Raw genomic sequence first — 18,671 nt, forward strand, 5'->3', positions numbered from 1 at the left:
TTGGGCCCGAAGGGGGTGTTGCGCTGTGCCCACCTTCCGTAACGTCCTCAACTGGCGGCGGTGAATATGCCGCTGCCGCCGTGGGGGAGCCTCGATTCGGGAGAGGACGGCGCCGGTATGGGCTGGGTAACCGACTGGAGTGCGCAGGCGGCCTGCCGCACTACCGATCCGGATGAACTGTTCGTTCAAGGAGCAGCGCAGAACAGGGCCAAGGCAGTGTGCACCGGATGTCCGGTACGCACGGAGTGCCTCGCCGATGCGCTCGACAATCGCGTCGAATTCGGCGTGTGGGGTGGCATGACCGAGCGGGAGCGCCGTGCTTTGCTGCGCCGCCGGCCGACGGTCACCTCGTGGCGTCGCCTGCTGGAGACCGCGCGTACCGAGTACGAGCGCGGGGCGGGCCTGCTCCCTCTGGACGAGGAAGAGGTGTACGAGCGCTACGCGGCGGTGGGCTGAGAGCCGTTCACGGTCGCCCGCCCGGCGACCGGACCCCGAGGCGCCCCGCAGGCACAGGACGTCGCCACGGCTGAGAAGCCGGGGTGTCCGAGCCGGCCGTGGTGCCGGGGTGATCGCGGTGCCGAGCCGGGACGACGTGTCCGGGGGGAACATCGGGGCGCGCGCGGGTGGGATGCCGTCCGTCGCCTCCCGTGTCACTGAGGCACGCCCGACGGGCGGTGCCGACGGACGCGGTGTGCCGTGCGGATCGGGCTGATGGATGTCCGTCCGGTTGTCCGCAGCCTCACCGGGGGGCCGCGGCGCCAAGGGTGGGGCGAGGACGTCGGGCGACGAACTCCGGGCGCCCTGAGGGCGAACAGGGTGCCGTTCGCCGCTGCCGTCCGCCGCTCAGCTCTCGGGCAGCTCCGGCTTGTGCGCCGCGAGCCGGTTCCCGATGTCCCGCAGTCCGGCCAGATCGTGTACATCGCCGGGCAGCGCCGCCACTTCCGCCACCGCGACCTCGGGATGGCGCGCGGCGAAGCGGTCACGCGTGCGCTGCTCGCGGGAGAGCAGCTGCATGCGCTCGGCGTGCAGCCTCAGCAGACCTGCCGTGAGCTGGTCGACGGAGCGCTCGGGGTCCGTGGCGGCGGAACCGTCGCTGTCGGGGGTGGTGTCCGTGGTGGCCGTCCTGGGCGGGGCGTCGGGGGAGCCTTCGTCAGGAGCCGCTGTCTCGGAAGCCGTGGAATCTGAACTGCCGTACGTGTCGGGAGAGTTACGAAGACCAGCTTTCCCGTCCCCCTGATCGACAATGCGGGCGTCGGCAAGATTTTCCGCGATGGCGGATTCCTCGTCCTCCGCCGCGGCCGAATCAAGATCCTCCGCGGCGGAGAGCGCCCGCTCGGCGGACAGCCGGGCCGCCCCGCTCCCGTGCACGCGGTTGAGTACCAGCCCTGCGAACGGCATGTCCTCGGCGGCCAGCCGCTGGACGAAGTACGCCGCCTCCCGCAACGCGTCCCGCTCCGGGGCCGCCACCACGAGGAAGGCGGTGCCGGGCGCCTGGAGCAGCTTGTACGTGGCGTCCGCGCGCGTGCGGAAACCGCCGAACGTGGTGTCCATCGCGGACACGAACGTCTGGACGTCCTTCAGGAGTTGGCCCCCGAGGAGCTTGCCCAGGGTGCCGGTCATCATCGACATCCCGACGTTCAGGAACTTCATGCCCGCCCGGCCGCCCAGCTTCGCCGGCGCCGTCAGCAGCCGGATCAGCCGCCCGTCCAGGAAGGAACCGAGCCGCTTCGGGGCGTCCAGGAAGTCCAGTGCGGAGCGGGACGGCGGCGTGTCGACCACGATCAGGTCCCACTCGTCCCGGGCCCGCAGCTGGCCCAGTTTCTCCATCGCCATGTACTCCTGCGTGCCCGCGAAGCCCGCCGAAAGTGACTGGTAGAAGGGGTTGTTGAGGATGGCGGCCGCGCGCTCGCCGTCCGCGTGCGCCTCGACGATCTCGTCGAACGTCCGCTTCATGTCGAGCATCATCGCGTGCAACTCGCCGCTGCCCTCGACGCCCTTCACCCGGCGCGGGGTGTTGTCGAGCGAGTCGATGCCCATGGACTGCGCCAGCCGGCGCGCGGGGTCGATGGTGAGGACGACGACCTTGCGGCCGCGCTCCGCGGCGCGCAGCCCGAGAGCCGCCGCCGTGGTCGTCTTGCCGACGCCGCCCGAGCCGCAGCACACCACGATGCGGGTCTTCGGGTCGTCGAGCAGCGGGTCGAGGTCGAGGACACGAGCGGGGTCCAGACTCATGACATCCCTTGCTTCCGCAGCTGTGCGGCCAGTTCGTACAGACCGGCCAGGTCCATGCCCTCGGCGAGCAGCGGCAGTTCGTGCAGGGGCAGGCCCTGCTCGGCCAGCACGCTCCGCTGCTCGGTCTCCAGGGCGTGCCGCTCGGCGTACTCCTCCGCCTGTTCGAGCAGGGGGTCCACCAGCCGCTCGGCCAGTCCGCCGCGGCGCGCGCCGCCGAGGCCCGCCGCCGAGAGCGACTTGGCGATCGCCGTCCGCGGCGCGGTCTCCACGAGGGCCAGGTCGGTGTCGTCCAGGAGCGCCGGGCGCACCATGTTCATGACGATCCGGCCGACGGGGAGCTTCGCGGCGCGCAGCTCCGCGATCCCGTCCGCGGTCTCCTGTACGGGCATCTCCTCCAGCAGCGTCACCAGGTGGACCGCCGTCTCCGGCGACTTGAGGACGCGCATGACGGCCTGGGCCTGATTGTGTATCGGGCCGATCTTCGCGAGACCGGCGACCTCGTCGTTCACGTTCAGGAAGCGGGTGATGCGGCCCGTCGGGGGCGCGTCCATCACCACGTAGTCGTACGTGAAGCGGCCGCTCTTCTCCTTGCGCCGCACCGCCTCGCAGGCCTTGCCGGTGAGGAGGACGTCCCGCACACCGGGCGCGATGGTGGTCGCGAAGTCGATCGCGCCGAGCTTCTTGAGGGCCCGGCCGGCGCCGCCCAGTTTGTAGAACATCTGGAGGTAGTCCAGCAGCGCCAGTTCCGCGTCGATGGCGAGGGCGTACACCTCCCCGCCGCCCGGAGCGACGGCGATCTTCCGCTCTTCGTAGGGCAGCGCCTCCGTCTCGAAGAGCTGTGCGATGCCCTGTCTGCCCTCGACCTCGACGACGAGGGTGCGCTTGCCCTCTGTCGCGAGGGCGAGCGCTAGGGCTGCGGCCACCGTGGTCTTGCCGGTACCGCCCTTGCCGCTGACGACCTGGAGCCTGCTCACGTATTCGAGCCTAACCAGTCCGCGGCCGGAGTAAGCAGGAGGCTGTGGACAAGCTGCGCGCGGGACGGGTCGATGTGGCCGGATGCGGTGGGTCGCCCGGGGGCGGTGGGTGGTCCTCGGCAGCGGCTACAGTCGGCCGTATGACCAAGTGGGAATACGCAACCGTGCCGCTGCTCGTCCATGCCACGAAGCAGATTCTGGACACCTGGGGCGAGGACGGCTGGGAGCTCGTCCAGGTCGTGCCCGGGCCGAACAACCCCGAGCAGCTGGTGGCCTATCTGAAGCGCGAGAAGTCCGCATGAGCGGGGCGGTCGAGGCGAAGCTCGCCGAGCTCGGCCTGACGCTGCCCGGGGTGGTCCCGCCGCTGGCGGCCTACCAGCCCGCCGTGCAGTCCGGCGTGTACGTGTACACCGCCGGCCAGCTTCCGATGGTGGACGGGAAGCTTCCGGTCACCGGGAAGGTGGGCGCCGAGGTCACGGCCGAGGAGGCCAAGGAGCTGGCCCGGACGTGCGCGCTGAACGCCCTGGCGGCCGTGAAGTCGGTCGCGGGCGACCTGGACCGCATCGCGCGGGTCGTGAAGGTCGTGGGCTTCGTCGCCTCCGCGGCGGACTTCACCGGGCAGCCGGGCGTGCTGAACGGCGCGAGTGAGCTGCTGGGCGCGGTGCTCGGCGACAAGGGCGTCCACGCCCGGAGCGCGGTCGGGGTGGCCGTGCTGCCGCTGGACGCGCCGGTCGAGGTCGAGATCCAGGTCGAGCTCACGCACGCGTAGTCCTTCGGGCGGGGCGCGGGCGCGCTTGTGACTTCGGTGTGGCCCCTTCCGCCGGACGCCGGAGGGGCTGAGGAATCAGCCCCTTTCCGGCGTTCGAGGAGCGGGTCCGGGGCGGTGCCCCGGGTGGGGTCGGGCAGGGGCGGCAGCGGCGAGAAACCGCTTGTGGGGCGGTGGGGTCTCGAACATCCGCCCGGCTCGGGATAGCCTCCGGCCATGGGGAATGGGCAGTGGTTTCCGGCGGAGTGGCCGGATCGGATCCGGGCTCTCACCGAGGGCACGCTGACGCCGGTCACACCCCGGCGCGCGGCCACCGTGATCCTGGTCAAGGACAGCCAGAGCGGCCCTGTGGTGCACATGCTGCGCAGACGCGCCTCCATGGCCTTCGCCGGAGGCGCGTACGCGTATCCGGGCGGCGGTGTCGACCCCCGCGACGACGACCAGCAGGTCCGCTGGGCGGGCCCCACGCGCGCGTGGTGGGCCGAACGCCTCGGCGTGGACGAGACCTCGGCCCAGGCCATCGTCTGCGCGGCCGTACGGGAGACCTACGAGGAGGCGGGCGTCCTGCTCGCCGGCCCGAGCCCGGACTCCGTGGTCGGGGACACCACTGGTGACGACTGGGAGGCGGACCGGGCCGCCCTGGTCGCCCGGGACCTGTCCTTCGCCGAGTTCCTCGACCGCAGGGGCCTCGTGCTCCGCTCGGACCTGCTCGGGGCGTGGGCCCGATGGATCACCCCCGAGTTCGAGTCCCGTCGTTACGACACCTGGTTCTTCGTGGCCGTCCTCCCGGAGGGCCAGCGCACGCGCAACGCCTCCACGGAGGCCGACCGGACCGTGTGGATCCGCCCCGCCGACGCCGCCGCCGGCTACGACAAGGGCGAGCTGCTGATGATGCCGCCCACCATCGCGACGCTGCGGGGTGTCGTCGACCGGGGGAGCGCCGCCGACGCCCTCGCCGCGGCGGCGGCCCGCGACATGACCCCCGTCCTGGCCGAGGCGCGTCTGGAGGACGGCGAGGTCGTCCTCTCGTGGCCCGGGCACGACGAGTTCACCAAGCACATCCCGACGGGCGGAGCCTCCGCATGACCGACGCAGCCGCCCTCCCCGGTCAGCCCCGAGGTGGCGTCCTCTCGGGCTCCGCCACCGCGCGCGCGGTGAACGTCCTCGCCCCCAACGCCTCCGCGATGACCCTGGACGGCACGAACACGTGGATCGTGTCCGAGCCGGACTCCGAGCTCGCGGTGGTCATCGACCCGGGGCCTCTGGACGACGGTCACCTGCGGAACGTGCTGGACACGGCCGAGAAGGCCGGCAAGCGCGTCGCGCTGACCCTCCTGACGCACGGGCACCCCGACCACGCCGAGGGCGCGGGACGGTTCGCCGAACTCACCGGCACGAAGGTGCGGGCGCTGGATCCGGCGCTGCGGCTGGGCGACGAGGGGCTCGCGGCGGGCGACGTGATCGGCCTCGGCGGGCTCGAACTCGTCGTCGTCGCCACCCCGGGGCACACCGCCGACTCGCTGTGCTTCCATCTCCCGGCCGATCAGGCCGTGCTGACCGGGGACACCGTCCTGGGCCGCGGGACGACCCTGGTGGCCCATCCCGACGGCCGCCTGGGCGACTATCTCGACTCGCTGCGCCGGCTGCGGTCCCTCACGGTCGACGACGGCGTCCACACCGTGCTGCCCGGGCACGGGCCCGTGCTGGAGGACGCGCAGGGAGCGGTCGAGTTCTATCTCGCCCACCGAGCCCACCGGCTCGCCCAGGTGGAGACGGCGGTCGAGGACGGCCACCGCTCCCCGGAGGCGGTCGTCGCGCACGTCTACGCGGACGTCGACCGGTCCCTGTGGCCCGCCGCCGAACTCTCGGTCCGGGCGCAGATGGAGTACCTGCGCGAGCACGGGCTCATCTAGAGCGGCACCGACGCCGACGGGGCCCGGTCTCGGGAGGAGACCGGGCCCCGTCGGCGTACGGGCGAAGGTGTCAGCGCGAGCGCTTGGCGAGCCGCTCGACGTCGAGCAGGATCACCGCGCGGGCCTCCAGACGGAGCCAGCCACGGCCCGCGAAGTCGGCGAGCGCCTTGTTGACGGTCTCCCGGGAGGCGCCGACCAACTGGGCCAACTCCTCCTGCGTGAGGTCGTGCACCACGTGGATGCCCTCTTCCGACTGCACGCCGAAGCGGCGCGAGAGGTCGAGGAGGGCGCGTGCGACACGGCCGGGCACGTCCGAGAAGACCAGGTCGGACATCTGGTCGTTGGTCTTGCGCAGACGCCGGGCGACAGCGCGCAGCAGGGCGGCGGCCACCTCGGGGCGTGCGTTGAGCCAGGGCTGGAGGTCGCCGTGGCCGAGGCCGAGCAGCTTGACCTCGGTGAGGGCGCTGGCGGTCGCCGTACGCGGGCCCGGGTCGAACAGCGACAGCTCGCCGATCAGCTCACCGGGGCCGAGAACGGCCAGCATGTTCTCGCGTCCGTCGGGGGAGGTGCGATGCAGCTTCACCTTGCCCTCGGTGACCACGTACAGGCGGTCTCCGGGGTCCCCTTCATGGAAGAGAGCATCGCCGCGCGCGAGCGTCACCTCACTCATGGAGGCGCGGAGCTCCGCGGCCTGCTCGTCATCGAGCGCCGCGAAGAGCGGGGCGCGCCGCAGAACGTCGTCCACGAGTTCTCTCCTTGTCGACCTGCTCAGGGGATCTTGTTCCCCCTTGGTACCAGGGGACCGTGTTCCCCATCTTGCCGGACGGTCCAAACAGTGTGATCAGTCACAAGTCTGCCGCACTGGCGTCCCAACGAGTGCGGCAGGGGGCCAATTGGGGGCCGATCTTCAGGGTCCGGGGCGGATGTCGGTGCCGGGCTCTAGGCTGGCCGGGTGTCCAAATCGCCGGTGAGAGCACAGGCCAAGGGGGCTGGGCGGATGGTTGTACGTCGCGATTCCGCTGTGGGCGAACAGGTCCCCGACGGAACCAAAGAGCCGACAAAAGCGGCAGGCTCGACACCGGCGAAAGAGGCCGTCAAGAAGGTGACGGCCACCAAGGCGGCCTCCAAGAAGGCGGTCTCCAAGAAGGGTGCTCCTGTGGAGGATGTCTCCGGGAAGGCCGCTCCCGCGCGGAGCGCCACCGGCAAGAAGGCCGCGTCTCCGGCGGCCGCCGCCAAGAAGGCCGTAGCCAAGAAGGCCGCGCCCGCCAAAGCCGCGGCCAAGAAGTCGGCGCCCGCGAAGGCCGCGGCCAAGAAGACGGCGCCCGCGAAGGCCGCGGCCAAGAAGTCGGCGCCCGTGAAGACCGCGGCCAAACAGACCGCCGTGAAGAAGGCCCCGCCCGGCCAGGCCGCCGTCGCCGAGCCGCCGCGCGACGAGTCGCACACCGCTCTCGTCCGCCGGGCGCGCAGGATCAACCGCGAGCTCGCCGAGGTGTATCCGTACGCCCACCCGGAGCTGGACTTCCAGAACCCCTTCCAGCTGATCGTGGCCACGGTGCTGTCCGCGCAGACCACCGACCTCCGGGTGAACCAGACGACCCCGGCGCTCTTCGCCAAGTACCCGACCCCCGAGGACCTCGCCGAGGCCAACGTCGAGGAGGTCGAGGAGATCCTGCGCCCGACCGGGTTCTTCCGGGCCAAGACCAAGTCGGTCATAGGGCTCTCCAAGGCCCTCCGGGACGACTTCGGGGGCGAGGTGCCCGGACGCCTCGAAGACCTCGTCAAGCTGCCCGGAGTGGGCCGCAAGACAGCCTTCGTGGTGCTCGGCAACGCGTTCGGGCGACCCGGCATCACGGTGGACACCCACTTCCAGCGGCTGGTGCGGCGCTGGAAGTGGACCGAGCAGACCGAGCCGGACAAGATCGAGGCGGCCGTCGGCGCGCTCTTCCCGAAGAGCGAGTGGACGATGCTGTCGCACCACGTGATCTTCCACGGACGCCGCATCTGCCATGCTCGCAAGCCGGCCTGCGGCGCCTGCCCCATCGCCCCGCTCTGCCCGGCGTACGGGGAGGGCGAGACCGATCCGGAGAAGGCCAGGAAGCTCCTGAAGTACGAGAAGGGCGGCTTCCCCGGCCAGCGGCTCGACCCCCCGCAGTCCTATCTGGACGCGGGAGGCATCCCCGCACCCCCACTGGGCGCCGGATGACGGAACGAACACGGCCCCGGCGGGCGTTGGGAACAGCAGAACGGGGGTGGCGATGACGCGCACGGGCAACACACGGGACGCGAGCAACACGCAGGGCGGACAGGTGCAGGTCTCCAGGGACGGGCTGCCCGACTGGCTGGATCCGGTCGCGCACGCCGCGGAGACGGTCGAACCGCTCCAGCTGAGCCGCTTCCTGCCGCCGACGAACGGCACGGGGCGCCAGTCCGCCGTGCTCATCCTGTTCGGCGAGGGCGCGCGCGGCCCGGAGCTGCTCCTCATGGAGCGCGCCGGCACCCTCAGATCGCACGCCGGGCAGCCGTCGTTCCCCGGCGGCGCCCTCGACCCCGAGGACGGCGACCCGGCGGGCGAGGGCCCGTTGCGCGCCGCCCTGCGCGAGGCGGAGGAGGAGACGGGCCTCGACCCGAGCGGTGTCCAGCTCTTCGGCGTCCTGCCCAAGCTCTACATCCCGGTGAGCCACTTCGTGGTGACTCCGGTGCTCGGATGGTGGCGCCGGCCGACGCCGGTCGGAGTCGTCGACCCGGGCGAGACGGCCCGCGTCTTCACGGTCCCCGTGGCGGATCTCACGGACCCGGCCAACCGTGCGACCACCGTGCACCCCAGCGGACACCGAGGCCCCGCATTTCTGGTCGAATCGGCCCTGGTCTGGGGCTTCACGGCCGGAGTGATCGACAAGATCCTGCACTACGCGGGCTGGGAGCGCCCGTGGGACCGCGAGAAGCAGGTCCCGCTCGACTGGCGCGCATGACAAGGTGACCTCCGTGAATGTGCTGGACATCCTGTTGCTGGTCGCCGCCGTGTGGTTCGCGATCGTGGGCTATCGCCAGGGCTTCGTCGTCGGCATCCTGTCGGTGATCGGCTTCCTGGGCGGCGGCCTCGTCGCCGTCTATCTCCTCCCGGTGATCTGGGGCTGGGCGACCGAGGACAGCAAGGTGAGCACGAGCGCGGCCGTCGTCGCGGTGGTCGTCGTCATCGTCTGCGCCTCCGTCGGCCAGGCGCTCACCACCCACCTCGGCAACAAGCTCCGCCGGTACATCACCTGGTCCCCGGCCCGCGCCCTGGACGCGACGGGCGGCGCCCTCGTGAACGTCCTGGCGATGCTCCTGGTGGCCTGGCTGATCGGCTCGGCCCTCGCGGGCACGACGCTGCCGACGCTCGGCAAGGAGGTCCGCAGCTCCAAGGTGCTCCTCGGCGTGTCGCGGGCGCTGCCCTCGCAGGCCAACACCTGGTTCGCCGACTTCTCCTCGGTCCTCGCGCAGAACGGCTTCCCGCAGGTCTTCAGCCCCTTCGCCAACGAACCCATCACAGAGGTCCGGCCGCCGGATCCCGCGCTCGCCGCCAGCCCCGTCGCCGCCCGCTCGCAGCGCTCCATCGTCAAGGTGATGGGAACCGCCCAGAGCTGCGGCAAGGTCCTCGAAGGCACCGGATTCGTCTTCGGCGACCGCCGGGTGATGACCAACGCCCACGTGGTCGGCGGGGTCGACGAGCCGACGGTCCAGATAGGCGGCGAGGGCCGGAAGTACGAGGCCAAGGTCGTCCTGTACGACTGGGAGCGCGACATCGCCGTCCTCGACGTGCCGGACCTGAAGGCGCCCGCGCTGCGGTTCAGCACCGAGGACGCGAGCAGCGGGGACAGCGCGATCGTGGCGGGCTTCCCGCAGAACGGCTCGTACAACGTGCAGCCGGCGCGGGTGCGGGGCCGCATCACGGCCAACGGGCCGGACATCTACCACCGCAAGACGGTGCGCCGTGACGTGTACTCGCTGTACGCGACGGTCCGGCAGGGCAACTCCGGCGGACCTCTGCTGACACCCGAGGGCAAGGTGTACGGAGTGGTCTTCGCGAAGTCGCTCGACGACGCCGACACCGGCTACGCGCTCACCGCGGACGAGATCCAGAAGGACATCGCCAAGGGGCGGACGGCCAATCAGCAGGTGGACAGCGACAGCTGCGCGCTCTGACCGAGGGCTGGGGCGTCAGCCGCGGGGATGGCGGAGCCGTACCGAGACCCAGCGGGCCCGGCGGCGCAGAATGTGCGGAATCCCCACGCGAGGATCGGCACCCGTCAGCTGCGGGGTGCCCCTCTGATGGGAGCTCAGACCCGAGGCCGAGCGGCGATTGCGTGCTGCGTCACTGTAGTCGTGCGTCCAGCCCATACCCCGACGTCTGCCCGGGCCCCAAGGTCCATAACCTCGCCCGGAGCCCCCAATTGGCCTATGCGGCAGGCAATTGGCTGTTCGAGGAACAGGTGTTCACCGTCCGCCCGCAGAGGAGGGATACGGGCCGTGTTCGGACGGTTTCGGAGGGCTGATCGAGGGTCACCGATCGGGTTCGGGATCCTTCAGCCAGTTGATCAGTTCGGTGGAGAACGCGACCGGATCCTCCTCGTGCGGGAAGTGCCCGAGCCCGTCGAACAGACGCCAGCGGTAGGGCGCTTCGACGTACTGGCCCGAGCCGGCCGCACTGCGGGTGCGCATCACCGGATCGAGCGAGCCGTGCAGATGCAGGGTCGGCACCCGCACCGGCCGCTTCATGCGCCGGTTGAACTGGATGCCGTCCGGGCGGGCCATGGAGCGCACCATCCAGCGGTACGGCTCGACGGAGCAGTGCGCGGTCGACGGGATGCACATGGCCCGGCGGTAGGTGTTCACGGCGTCGTCGTCCGGCTGCCGCGGCCCCGACCATTCCCGGACCAGACGGCCCACCAGGGCGCCCTCGTCCGCCACCAGTTGGCGCTCGGGGATCCAGGGTCGCTGGAACCCCCAGATGTAGGAGCCCGCCGCGCTCTGCCGGACGTCGGAGAGCATCGCGGACCGCCAGCGGCGCGGATGCGGCATGGACGACACGGCGAGCCGGCGCACCAGCTTGGGCCGCATGACGGCCGCGGTCCACGCCAGGTAGCCGCCCAGGTCGTGCCCGACCAGCGCGGCGTCGGGCTCGCCCAGGGACCGGATGACCCCGGTGATGTCGAGGGCGAGGTTGGCGGGGTCGTAGCCGCGCGGGGTGCGGTCGCTGCCGCCGACACCCCGCAGGTCCATGGCGACCGCCCGGAACCCGGCGTCGGCGAGCTCTCCCAGCTGGTGCCGCCACGTCCACCAGAACTGCGGGAAGCCGTGCAGCAGCAGGACGAGCGGCCCGTCGCCGACCTCGGCGATGTGGAAGCGCGCGCCGTTGGCGGCCACGTCCCGATGGGTCACCGCGCGTCCGCCGGGGAGGTCGATCCGAACGGCGGAAGCGGGTTGGGCCGAAGGTGTGGCGGGGTCCGTCATGAGGACGAGCGTGCCACAGCCTTGACGGCGTCCTCGACCGGCACGGGCCGGGGGTGCGGCTTGGCGTTCGGCAGGACACCCGCCGTCTCCTTCACGGAGGCGGCCACCTTCTGCGGGCCCTGGCTCTTCTTGACCTTCTTCGCGAAGAACAGACCGATCAGCGCGAGAACGGCCGCGACCAGTACGTTCGCCGCGAACGACAGCAGGAAGCAGATCGCGAGGTTCCAGTCGCTCCAGGTCCGGATGCCGTAGGCGAGGGCGAAGCTGAGCATCGGCAAGGAGAAGATCAGCACCCCGATGGCCGCCGAGAACGCGCCGCCACTGGCAGCGCCGCGCTTGACGTCCTGCTTGAGCTGCGCCTTCGCCAGCGCGATCTCGTCGTGCACCAGCGCGGACATCTCGGTCGTCGCCGAGGCGAACAGCTGGCCGATGCTGCGTTCGGCGCCGACCGGGCTGCCGTCGGGTGCACTCATCGCGATCTCCCTCTTCTGCATGTGTTTGTGCCGTCCTGTCAGATCATGCCGGACGGTCGTTCCCCTCGCCTGCCCCACCCGCCACTTCGGCAAGCCTGCGGTGTTCCGCGGCCTTCCGCTCGTAGATCTCGGCCATGCGCAGGTGGTACGCCGGGTTGTCCTGTTCGTAGATGTCGGGGATGCCGTCGAGGTCCTCGTCGCGCTCCTCCGCCTCGCACAGCGCACGGTACTTGGCGTTCCTTATCTTCAGGAGCGCCGTGGCGAGCACGGCCGCGATGAGCGAGCCGATCAGTACGGCCGCCTTCGTCTCGTCGGTGAGGGAGGTGTTGCCGACGAACGCGAGTTCGCCGATGAGCAGCGAGACGGTGAAGCCGATGCCGGCGAGGGTGGCGACGGCGGCGACGTCGGCCCATTCGAGTTCGTCACTGAGCGAGGCCCGGGTGAACCGGGCCGTCAGCCACGTACCGCCGAAGATGCCGATGGCCTTGCCGACGACGAGTCCGAGCACGACGCCCAAGGTCTCGGGCCGGGTGAAGACGTCGCCGATGGCTCCGCCGGAGATCGAGACGCCCGCGCTGAACAGGGCGAACAGGGGGACTGCCAGGCCTGCCGACACCGGGCGCACCAGGTGTTCGATGTGCTCGCCGGGGGAGTGGTCCTCGCCTTCGAGCGGGTGACAGCGCAGCATCAGGCCCATCGCGACGCCGGCGATGGTGGCGTGGATGCCGCTGTTGTACATCAGCCCCCAGATGACGAGGGCGAGCGGGACATAGATGTACCAGCCGCGGACGCCCTTGCGCAGCAGCAGCCAGAAGACTCCGAGACCGACGACGGCCCCGCCGAGTGCCGGGAGGTTGATGGAGTCGGTGAAGAAGACGGCGATGATCAGGATCGCGAAGAGGTCGTCGACGACGGCGAGGGTGAGCAGGAAGGCGCGCAGCGCGGACGGCAAAGACGTCCCGATGACGGCGAGTACGGCGAGCGCGAAGGCGATGTCCGTGGCGGTGGGGACGGCCCAGCCGTCGAGGGAGCCGCCGCCGACCACGTTGGTCAGGGCGTAGACGACCGCGGGTACGGCCATGCCGCAGACCGCGGCGACCACGGGCAGCAGCGCGGCCTTGGGGTCGCGCAGGTCCCCGGCGACGAGTTCGCGCTTCAGCTCGATTCCGGCGACGAAGAAGAACACGGCGAGCAGGCCGTCGGCCGCCCAGTGCGCCACGGACAGGTCGAGTCCGAGGGCGGCGGGTCCGAAGTGGAAGTGCGAGACGCTCGCATAGCTGTCCTGCAGGGTGTTGGCCCAGATCAGCGCCGCGACCGCCGCGATCAGCAGGAGGACACCGCCGACGGTCTCGGCGCGCAACGCGTCCGCGACGAAGTTGCGTTCGGGCAGGGACATCCGTCCGAAGAACTTACGGGCGGTGGTGCGGGGCGCGGTCACGGTGAGGACCTCCGGTCGGCAGGCAGGACTGAGCACTCGCCGACCAGACTTCCCGGCACACCATGATGGATCTTGTCGCGTCTTTGACGTTTTACCTACGGTACCCACCGTACGGCCCGGGTCGGCACCGGGTGTCTTCACATTACGGGGAAATCGGACACGGACTGGCGTGACGCCGCGCTGGTACCCCTGATCGCGCTCAGGTATCCGGAATCGAGCGGGTGGTGCTTCCGGTCGAGCCGAAGCCGCTCGAACGCGGCCGGAGGCGCCGGAAACCGCGGAGGGGTGGCGGAGTCCGGAAACCGGATGCTCCGCCACCCCTCCGGGCGGCCGTGCGGTAACGGTGCCGCGTCAGTCCTCGCTGGGCGCGGCCGGCAGCTTGGCCTGGATGAGGTCCATCACCGTGGAGTCCGCCAGGGTGGTGACGTCGCCGACCGCGCGGTTCTCCGCGACGTCGCGCAGGAGGCGGCGCATGATCTTGCCCGACCGCGTCTTGGGCAGCTCGGCGACGGGGAGGACTCGCTTGGGCTTGGCGATCGGGCCGAGTACGGAGCCGACGTGGTTGCGCAGGTCGGCGACGAGTCCTTCGTCCTCGGCGGTGGCGGTGCCGCGCAGGATGACGAAGGCGACGATGGCCTGTCCGGTGGTCTCGTCGTTGGCGCCGACGACGGCGGCCTCGGCGACCGAGGGGTGGGAGACGAGGGCGGATTCGACCTCGGTGGTGGAGATGTTGTGTCCGGACACGAGCATGACGTCGTCGACGCGGCCCAGCAGCCAGATGTCGCCGTCGTCGTCCTTCTTGGCGCCGTCACCGGCGAAGTACTTGCCCTCGAAGCGTGACCAGTAGGTGTCGAGGAAGCGCTGGTCGTCGCCCCAGATGGTGCGGAGCATGGAGGGCCACGGCTCGGTCAGGACCAGGTAGCCGCCCCCGCCGTCGGGGACTTCGTGGGCCTCGTCGTCGACGACGGTCGCGGCGATGCCGGGCAGCGGGCACTGGGCGGAGCCGGGCTTGGTCTCGGTGACGCCGGGCAGCGGGGAGATCATCATGGCGCCGGTCTCGGTCTGCCACCAGGTGTCGACGATGGGCGTGCTGTCGGCGCCGATGTGCTTGCGGTACCACATCCAGGCTTCGGGGTTGATCGGTTCACCGACCGAGCCGAGGATGCGCAGCGAGGACAGGTCGAACTTCGCGGGGATGTCGTCGCCCCACTTCATGAAGGTGCGGATCGCGGTGGGCGCGGTGTAGAGGATGGTGACGCCGTACTTCTGGACGATCTCCCAGAACCGGCCCTGGTGCGGGGTGTCCGGGGTGCCCTCGTAGATGACCTGCGTCGCGCCGTTGGAGAGCGGTCCGTAGGTGATGTAGGAGTGTCCGGTGACCCAGCCGATGTCGGCCGTGCACCAGTACACGTCCGTCTCGGGCTTGAGGTCGAAGACGGCGTGGTGCGTGTAGCTGGCCTGGGTGAGGTAGCCGCCGGAGGTGTGCAGGATGCCCTTCGGCTTACCCGTCGTCCCCGACGTGTAGAGGATGAACAGGGGGTGCTCGGCGTCGAAGGCTTCCGGCGTGTGCTCGGCGGACTGCCGGGCGACGATGTCGTGCCACCACACGTCGCGGCCCTCGGTCCAGGCGACGTCCTCGCCCGTACGGCGCACGACCAGCACCTTGGCGACCCCGTCGGCCCGGCTGACGGCGTCGTCGACGGCGGGCTTGAGCGCGGAGGGCTTGCCGCGGCGGTAACCGCCGTCCGCGGTGATGACCAGCTTCGCGTCGGCGTCCTTGATGCGGGCGGCGATCGCGTCGGCGGAGAAGCCGCCGAAGACCACCGAGTGCGCGGCGCCGATGCGGGCGCAGGCCAGCATCGCGACGACGGCCTCGGGGATCATCGGCAGGTAGACGGCGACCCGGTCGCCCTTGCCGACGCCGAGTTCGGTCAGCGCGTTCGCGGCGCGGCTGACCTCGTCCTTCAGCTCGGCGTAGGTGATCGCGCGGCTGTCGCCGGGCTCGCCCTCGAAGTGGATGGCGACGCGGTCGCCGTTGCCGGCCTCGACGTGCCGGTCCACGCAGTTGTACGCGACGTTCAGTTTGCCGTCGGCGAACCACTTCGCGAACGGCGGGTTCGACCAGTCCAGCGTCTCGGTCGGCTCGGTGGCCCAGGTCAGCCGGCGGGCCTGCTCGGCCCAGAAGCCGAGCCTGTCAGCCTTGGCCTGCTCATACGCCTCCGCCGTCACATTGGCGTTCGCCGCCAGATCGGCGGGCGGCGCGAACCTGCGCTCTTCCTTCAGCAGGTTGGCCAGGCTTTCGTTGCTCACGACATCTCCCTTTCCCAGGGTGTCCGTTGTGTCCCAGGCCACAGCTCATCAGACCGGGGGGCCCGATGACAAGGGTCGACCCCAAATTGGTTTAGACCTATCATCCGTCACCGCTCCGGCCCGTCGGCCCTGTGGCACGTCCTCGCCACGGGGTGCGGCCCGGCCGGCCCCCACAAGATCACACGCGGCCGGACGCCCCGGCAGGCGGGGCCACACCCTGATGCACGGACGAGGCGGACCCCGGGTTCACGCACCACCCCGCCCGGCATCGCCGCCGCTCCCTCCGACCGGACGTGCCGTCGAGGGGACTGAGAGGCGGAAGGGGAGAGGGGAGAGGAGGGGGAGAGGAACGGGCGGGGCGGACAACGAAGGGGAAAGGGAAACGGGGAGACGTCGTCAGGCGTCAGGCGTGGTGCGCGGCCCCGTCGACCAGGGCCGCGCACCAACGTCCCTCACGCCGGGTGACGCAGATCGTCCGCCGCGCCGACGTGACCGAACAGCTCGGCCTCGTCGTCGGCCAGCAGATACGCCTGGGCCTCGCCGACGTGGAAGTACATCCCGTGCAGTTCGAGAGCGCCCTCGTTCAGCGCCCGCGCGACGGAGTCGTGCGCCCGCAGGTGCTCCAACTGCTGCACCACGTTGGTCAGGCAGAGCTGCTCGACCGTGTCGGCGGGCGCCCGCCCGGTGAGGCGCGGCTTCGTGCGCCCCTCGTCGGCCATCCGCTCCACGCTCGGCCGCCCGTGCCGCAGCCACCGCTTCAACGGCGTGAGAGCCCCTCCGGGCTCCGACGCCAGCAGCGCCTGCATGGCTCCGCATCCGGAGTGCCCGCACACGGTGATGGACCGCACCTTGAGCACGTCCACGGCGTACTCGATGGCGGCGGCCACCGAGTCGTCCCCGCTCTCCTCGCCGGGCAACGGCACGAGGTTGCCCACGTTCCGCACGACGAACAGGTCACCCGGACCACTGGAGGTGATCATCGACGTGACGAGACGGGAGTCGGCGCACGTCAGGAACAGTTGGGAGGGCCGCTGCCCCTCCCGCGCGAGCCTGGCCAGCTCCTCGCGCACGAGCGGGGCGGTGTTGCGCTGGAACGCGCTGATGCCGCGCGCCAGTTGGTGCCCACTCGGCCGGGGCTCAGGCGACTCCTCGTCGCGCCCGTCGGAAGGGGCACCGGAGGAGGCGGATTCCATGGCGCTGGGATCCTCGCAGTGATGGTTGCGCCAGGGCGTCCAGGGGCGGCAGCGGCAGTGCGTGGAGTCGGCCGGCTCGGCGATCCGTGTCCCGGCCCGCCCGGTGATCTCCACCGAGCCGCCCTGGGCGCTGTGCGCGCTCTGCCAGTCCTGCAGCGACTCGAACGCCGCGTGGTCCATGAACGAGCCGTCCAACTCCACGACGGTATCGGCGCCGCGCGGGATGAGATGGAGGGCGCGGCTGAGGCGCGGCACCGCCAGGAACGTCAACTGCCCTCGTACGCGGACGTGATGGACTCCCTCCCTCTCTTCGTGCGTGATGCGGGTGCGGGTGAGGCGGTGCAGGGCGACACCGACGGCCACGGCGACCCCCAGCGCCACGCCCTCGAGAACCCCGAGGAACACGACGCCGAGCGTGGTGACGGCGTAGACCAGCACTTCACGGTGGCGGGTGACCGTGCGGATGTGGTGCAGGGACACCATCTGGATGCCGACGGCCATCACCAGGGCGGCGAGCGATGCGAGGGGGATCAGCTCCAGGATCGGGACCATCAGCAGCGCGGCAACTACTACGAAAACGCCGTGCAGCATCGTGGAGTTCCGGCTCACGGCGCCTGCTTGGACATTCGCGGAACTGCGGACGGCGACACCGGCGACCGGCAGTCCGCCGAGCGCGCCGGAGACCACGTTGGCGGCACCCTGGCCGAGCAGTTCCCTGTCGAGGGCGGAACGGCCCACGCGGGCCTGGAGTTCCGGTCGGGCACTCACCAGCTTGTCCACCGCGACGGCACCGAGCAGTGACTGCACGCTGCACACCAGGGTCACGGTGAGGACGGCCGCGGCGACGCCGAGCACCGGACCCTCGGGGAGGCCGGCCAGCGCGTGGCTGCTCCACGACGGGAGGTCGACCCTGGGCAGGGTCAGTCCGGCGAGCGAGGCGGTCGCCGTGGCGCCGGCGACGGCGACCAGGGCGGCGGGCACCTTGCGCAGCAGTCGCCCGGTGCGCCCGGGCAGGCGCGGCCAGGCGAACAGCAGCACCAGCGTCAGCACGCTCATGGACACCGCGGCGGGCTGCATGCGCGCCACCTGGTCCGGCAGGCCGACGAGGTTGGCGAGGACGGAGCTCTGGGGCACGCCCCCGAGCACGATGTGCAGCTGGGCGACGGCGATGGTGACGCCGATACCGGCGAGCATGCCGTGCACGATCGCGGGACTGACCGCCAGTGCCGTCCGCGCGACGCGCAGGCAGCCGAGGCCGAGTTGGGTGATGCCGGCGAGCACGGTGATGCCGCAAGTCGCGCGCCAGCCGTAGTGGTGGATCAGCTCGGCGGTGACGACTGTCAGGCCGGCGGCGGGGCCGCTCACCTGGAGTGCAGAGCCGCCGATGCGCCCGGCCACGAGTCCGCCGACGGCGGCGGCGACGAGGCCGGCCTGGAGCGGTGCGCCGGTGGCGAGGGCGATGCCGAGGGACAACGGGAGGGCGATCAGGAAGACCGCGATCGAGGCCGACAGGTCCGCGCTCTCGATGCGGAATCGGCGGGGCGGGGGCGGTGGGGGGCTGTGGGGCTCGTGGGTGCGCGCGGGCCGAGTGGGGTCGGCGGCGCGAGTGGGGACGCAGGCAGACATGTTCCCGTCTCCTCCGGGGCAGCGCGGTCGCGGAACAGGTGGTCCCCCGTCCGATTGCGGCGGGGGGCGGGTCGCGGCCGTGGGTCACGGCGTGCAGCGGCGGGATTTTCAACGCTCGGTAAACGGATCGTAATGCAGGGTAAAGGGCTCATGCGGTAAATCGGAGCAAATGGGGCAGTAAATCACCCTCGGGGGTGAAGCAAGCTTTTGATCGGCTTGTCGTACTTATTCCTTCTCGGTCCCGTGAAACCTTGGC

General features: G+C 71.0%; 17 protein-coding genes. 8 read left to right on the forward strand and 9 right to left on the reverse strand.

Features of this window, described 5'->3' with window-relative positions:
• Nucleotides 1-117: 117 nt before the first annotated feature.
• The gene (gene wblA, locus B0675_RS10315; protein ID WP_028799159.1) at nucleotides 118-456 is read left to right on the forward strand and encodes a transcriptional regulator WblA; all 339 of its coding nucleotides are present in this window, start codon (nucleotides 118-120) and stop codon (nucleotides 454-456) included.
• 387 nt (nucleotides 457-843) lie between these two features.
• Here wblA and B0675_RS10320 read toward each other — a convergent pair whose 3' ends face one another.
• Together B0675_RS10320 and B0675_RS10325 are read right to left on the reverse strand one after the other, a co-directional pair.
• Nucleotides 844-2,232, reverse strand: a complete 1,389-nt coding sequence (locus B0675_RS10320; protein WP_081218516.1) for an ArsA family ATPase — start codon at nucleotides 2,230-2,232, stop codon at nucleotides 844-846.
• Entirely contained in the window at nucleotides 2,229-3,206 is a 978-nt protein-coding gene (locus B0675_RS10325) for an ArsA-related P-loop ATPase (RefSeq protein ID WP_081218517.1), read from the reverse strand. Before B0675_RS10325 ends, B0675_RS10320 begins: the two co-directional genes overlap by 4 nt.
• A 140-nt stretch (nucleotides 3,207-3,346) precedes the next feature.
• Here B0675_RS10325 and B0675_RS40505 point away from each other — a divergent pair, with 140 nt between their 5' ends.
• The 4 genes from B0675_RS40505 (at nucleotide 3,347) to B0675_RS10340 (ending at nucleotide 5,885) form a co-directional block, all read left to right on the forward strand.
• Nucleotides 3,347-3,508 carry a DUF4177 domain-containing protein gene (locus B0675_RS40505; RefSeq protein ID WP_075033571.1) on the forward strand — a complete coding sequence of 54 codons (162 nt, stop codon included), beginning with the start codon at nucleotides 3,347-3,349 and terminating at the stop codon, nucleotides 3,506-3,508.
• Entirely contained in the window at nucleotides 3,505-3,975 is a 471-nt protein-coding gene (locus tag B0675_RS10330; protein ID WP_081218518.1) for a RidA family protein, read from the forward strand. The genes B0675_RS40505 and B0675_RS10330 overlap by 4 nt, the downstream gene beginning before the upstream one ends.
• Nucleotides 3,976-4,188: 213 nt before the next feature.
• Nucleotides 4,189-5,058 carry an NUDIX domain-containing protein gene (locus tag B0675_RS10335; RefSeq protein ID WP_081218519.1) on the forward strand — a complete coding sequence of 290 codons (870 nt, stop codon included), beginning with the start codon at nucleotides 4,189-4,191 and terminating at the stop codon, nucleotides 5,056-5,058.
• The gene (locus B0675_RS10340; RefSeq protein WP_081218520.1) at nucleotides 5,055-5,885 is read left to right on the forward strand and encodes an MBL fold metallo-hydrolase; all 831 of its coding nucleotides are present in this window, start codon (nucleotides 5,055-5,057) and stop codon (nucleotides 5,883-5,885) included. The genes B0675_RS10335 and B0675_RS10340 overlap by 4 nt, the downstream gene beginning before the upstream one ends.
• 70 nt (nucleotides 5,886-5,955) lie before the next feature.
• Here the strand turns inward: B0675_RS10340 and B0675_RS10345 are convergent, their stop codons facing one another.
• Nucleotides 5,956-6,630: a Crp/Fnr family transcriptional regulator gene (locus tag B0675_RS10345; RefSeq protein ID WP_016642758.1), complete on the reverse strand. Its 675-nt coding sequence runs from the start codon at nucleotides 6,628-6,630 to the stop codon at nucleotides 5,956-5,958.
• Nucleotides 6,631-6,882: 252 nt separating this feature from the next.
• On the opposite strand from B0675_RS10345, the gene nth reads away from it, so the two are divergent.
• Genes nth through B0675_RS10360 form a run of 3 tightly spaced genes read left to right on the forward strand, consistent with a single transcriptional unit; the run spans nucleotide 6,883 to nucleotide 10,067 of the window.
• On the forward strand, nucleotides 6,883-8,088 hold the full coding sequence (gene nth / locus B0675_RS10350) for an endonuclease III (RefSeq protein WP_081218521.1): 1,206 nt from the start codon (nucleotides 6,883-6,885) through the stop codon (nucleotides 8,086-8,088).
• Between the two features lie 52 nt (nucleotides 8,089-8,140).
• Complete coding sequence (locus B0675_RS10355; protein ID WP_081218522.1) at nucleotides 8,141-8,854, forward strand: CoA pyrophosphatase; 714 nt, start codon at nucleotides 8,141-8,143, stop codon at nucleotides 8,852-8,854.
• Nucleotides 8,855-8,867: 13 nt separating this feature from the next.
• A complete protein-coding gene (locus B0675_RS10360; RefSeq protein WP_081221706.1) occupies nucleotides 8,868-10,067 on the forward strand; it encodes a MarP family serine protease in 1,200 nt (399 codons plus the stop codon).
• A gap of 15 nt (nucleotides 10,068-10,082) precedes the next feature.
• On the opposite strand, the gene B0675_RS41925 is transcribed toward B0675_RS10360, so the two are convergent.
• The 6 genes from B0675_RS41925 to B0675_RS10390 all read right to left on the reverse strand — a co-directional run bounded on the left by B0675_RS41925 (nucleotide 10,083) and on the right by B0675_RS10390 (nucleotide 18,415).
• Nucleotides 10,083-10,262 carry a hypothetical protein gene (locus B0675_RS41925; protein WP_081218523.1) on the reverse strand — a complete coding sequence of 60 codons (180 nt, stop codon included), beginning with the start codon at nucleotides 10,260-10,262 and terminating at the stop codon, nucleotides 10,083-10,085.
• A gap of 162 nt (nucleotides 10,263-10,424) precedes the next feature.
• Entirely contained in the window at nucleotides 10,425-11,375 is a 951-nt protein-coding gene (locus tag B0675_RS10370) for an alpha/beta hydrolase (RefSeq protein WP_081218524.1), read from the reverse strand.
• Nucleotides 11,372-11,848, reverse strand: coding sequence for a phage holin family protein (locus tag B0675_RS10375; protein WP_081221707.1), 477 nt, complete (start codon nucleotides 11,846-11,848; stop codon nucleotides 11,372-11,374). Before B0675_RS10375 ends, B0675_RS10370 begins: the two co-directional genes overlap by 4 nt.
• 43 nt (nucleotides 11,849-11,891) lie before the next feature.
• Entirely contained in the window at nucleotides 11,892-13,286 is a 1,395-nt protein-coding gene (gene nhaA, locus B0675_RS10380) for a Na+/H+ antiporter NhaA (RefSeq protein ID WP_081218525.1), read from the reverse strand.
• 351 nt (nucleotides 13,287-13,637) lie between these two features.
• A complete protein-coding gene (acs, locus tag B0675_RS10385) occupies nucleotides 13,638-15,638 on the reverse strand; it encodes an acetate--CoA ligase (protein WP_081218526.1) in 2,001 nt (666 codons plus the stop codon).
• Between the two features lie 410 nt (nucleotides 15,639-16,048).
• Nucleotides 16,049-18,415 carry a SulP family inorganic anion transporter gene (locus tag B0675_RS10390; protein WP_081218527.1) on the reverse strand — a complete coding sequence of 789 codons (2,367 nt, stop codon included), beginning with the start codon at nucleotides 18,413-18,415 and terminating at the stop codon, nucleotides 16,049-16,051.
• Nucleotides 18,416-18,671: the final 256 nt, after the last annotated feature.

The organism is Streptomyces sp. M41(2017) (genome assembly GCF_002078175.1).
Lineage (GTDB): Bacteria > Actinomycetota > Actinomycetes > Streptomycetales > Streptomycetaceae > Streptomyces.

What these genes read in the sequence shown, in the direction of transcription:
- wblA (WP_028799159.1), top strand. Translation starts at nt 118, where the DNA reads ATGGGCTGGGTAACCGACTGGAGTGCGCAGGCGGCCTGCCGCACTACC.
- B0675_RS10320 (WP_081218516.1), bottom strand. Translation starts at nt 2,232, where the DNA reads ATGAGTCTGGACCCCGCTCGTGTCCTCGACCTCGACCCGCTGCTCGAC.
- B0675_RS40505 (WP_075033571.1), top strand. Translation starts at nt 3,347, where the DNA reads ATGACCAAGTGGGAATACGCAACCGTGCCGCTGCTCGTCCATGCCACG.
- B0675_RS10330 (WP_081218518.1), top strand. Translation starts at nt 3,505, where the DNA reads ATGAGCGGGGCGGTCGAGGCGAAGCTCGCCGAGCTCGGCCTGACGCTG.
- B0675_RS10335 (WP_081218519.1), top strand. Translation starts at nt 4,189, where the DNA reads ATGGGGAATGGGCAGTGGTTTCCGGCGGAGTGGCCGGATCGGATCCGG.
- B0675_RS10340 (WP_081218520.1), top strand. Translation starts at nt 5,055, where the DNA reads ATGACCGACGCAGCCGCCCTCCCCGGTCAGCCCCGAGGTGGCGTCCTC.
- nth (WP_081218521.1), top strand. Translation starts at nt 6,883, where the DNA reads ATGGTTGTACGTCGCGATTCCGCTGTGGGCGAACAGGTCCCCGACGGA.
- B0675_RS10355 (WP_081218522.1), top strand. Translation starts at nt 8,141, where the DNA reads ATGACGCGCACGGGCAACACACGGGACGCGAGCAACACGCAGGGCGGA.
- B0675_RS41925 (WP_081218523.1), bottom strand. Translation starts at nt 10,262, where the DNA reads ATGGGCTGGACGCACGACTACAGTGACGCAGCACGCAATCGCCGCTCG.
- B0675_RS10370 (WP_081218524.1), bottom strand. Translation starts at nt 11,375, where the DNA reads ATGACGGACCCCGCCACACCTTCGGCCCAACCCGCTTCCGCCGTTCGG.
- B0675_RS10375 (WP_081221707.1), bottom strand. Translation starts at nt 11,848, where the DNA reads ATGAGTGCACCCGACGGCAGCCCGGTCGGCGCCGAACGCAGCATCGGC.
- B0675_RS10390 (WP_081218527.1), bottom strand. Translation starts at nt 18,415, where the DNA reads ATGTCTGCCTGCGTCCCCACTCGCGCCGCCGACCCCACTCGGCCCGCG.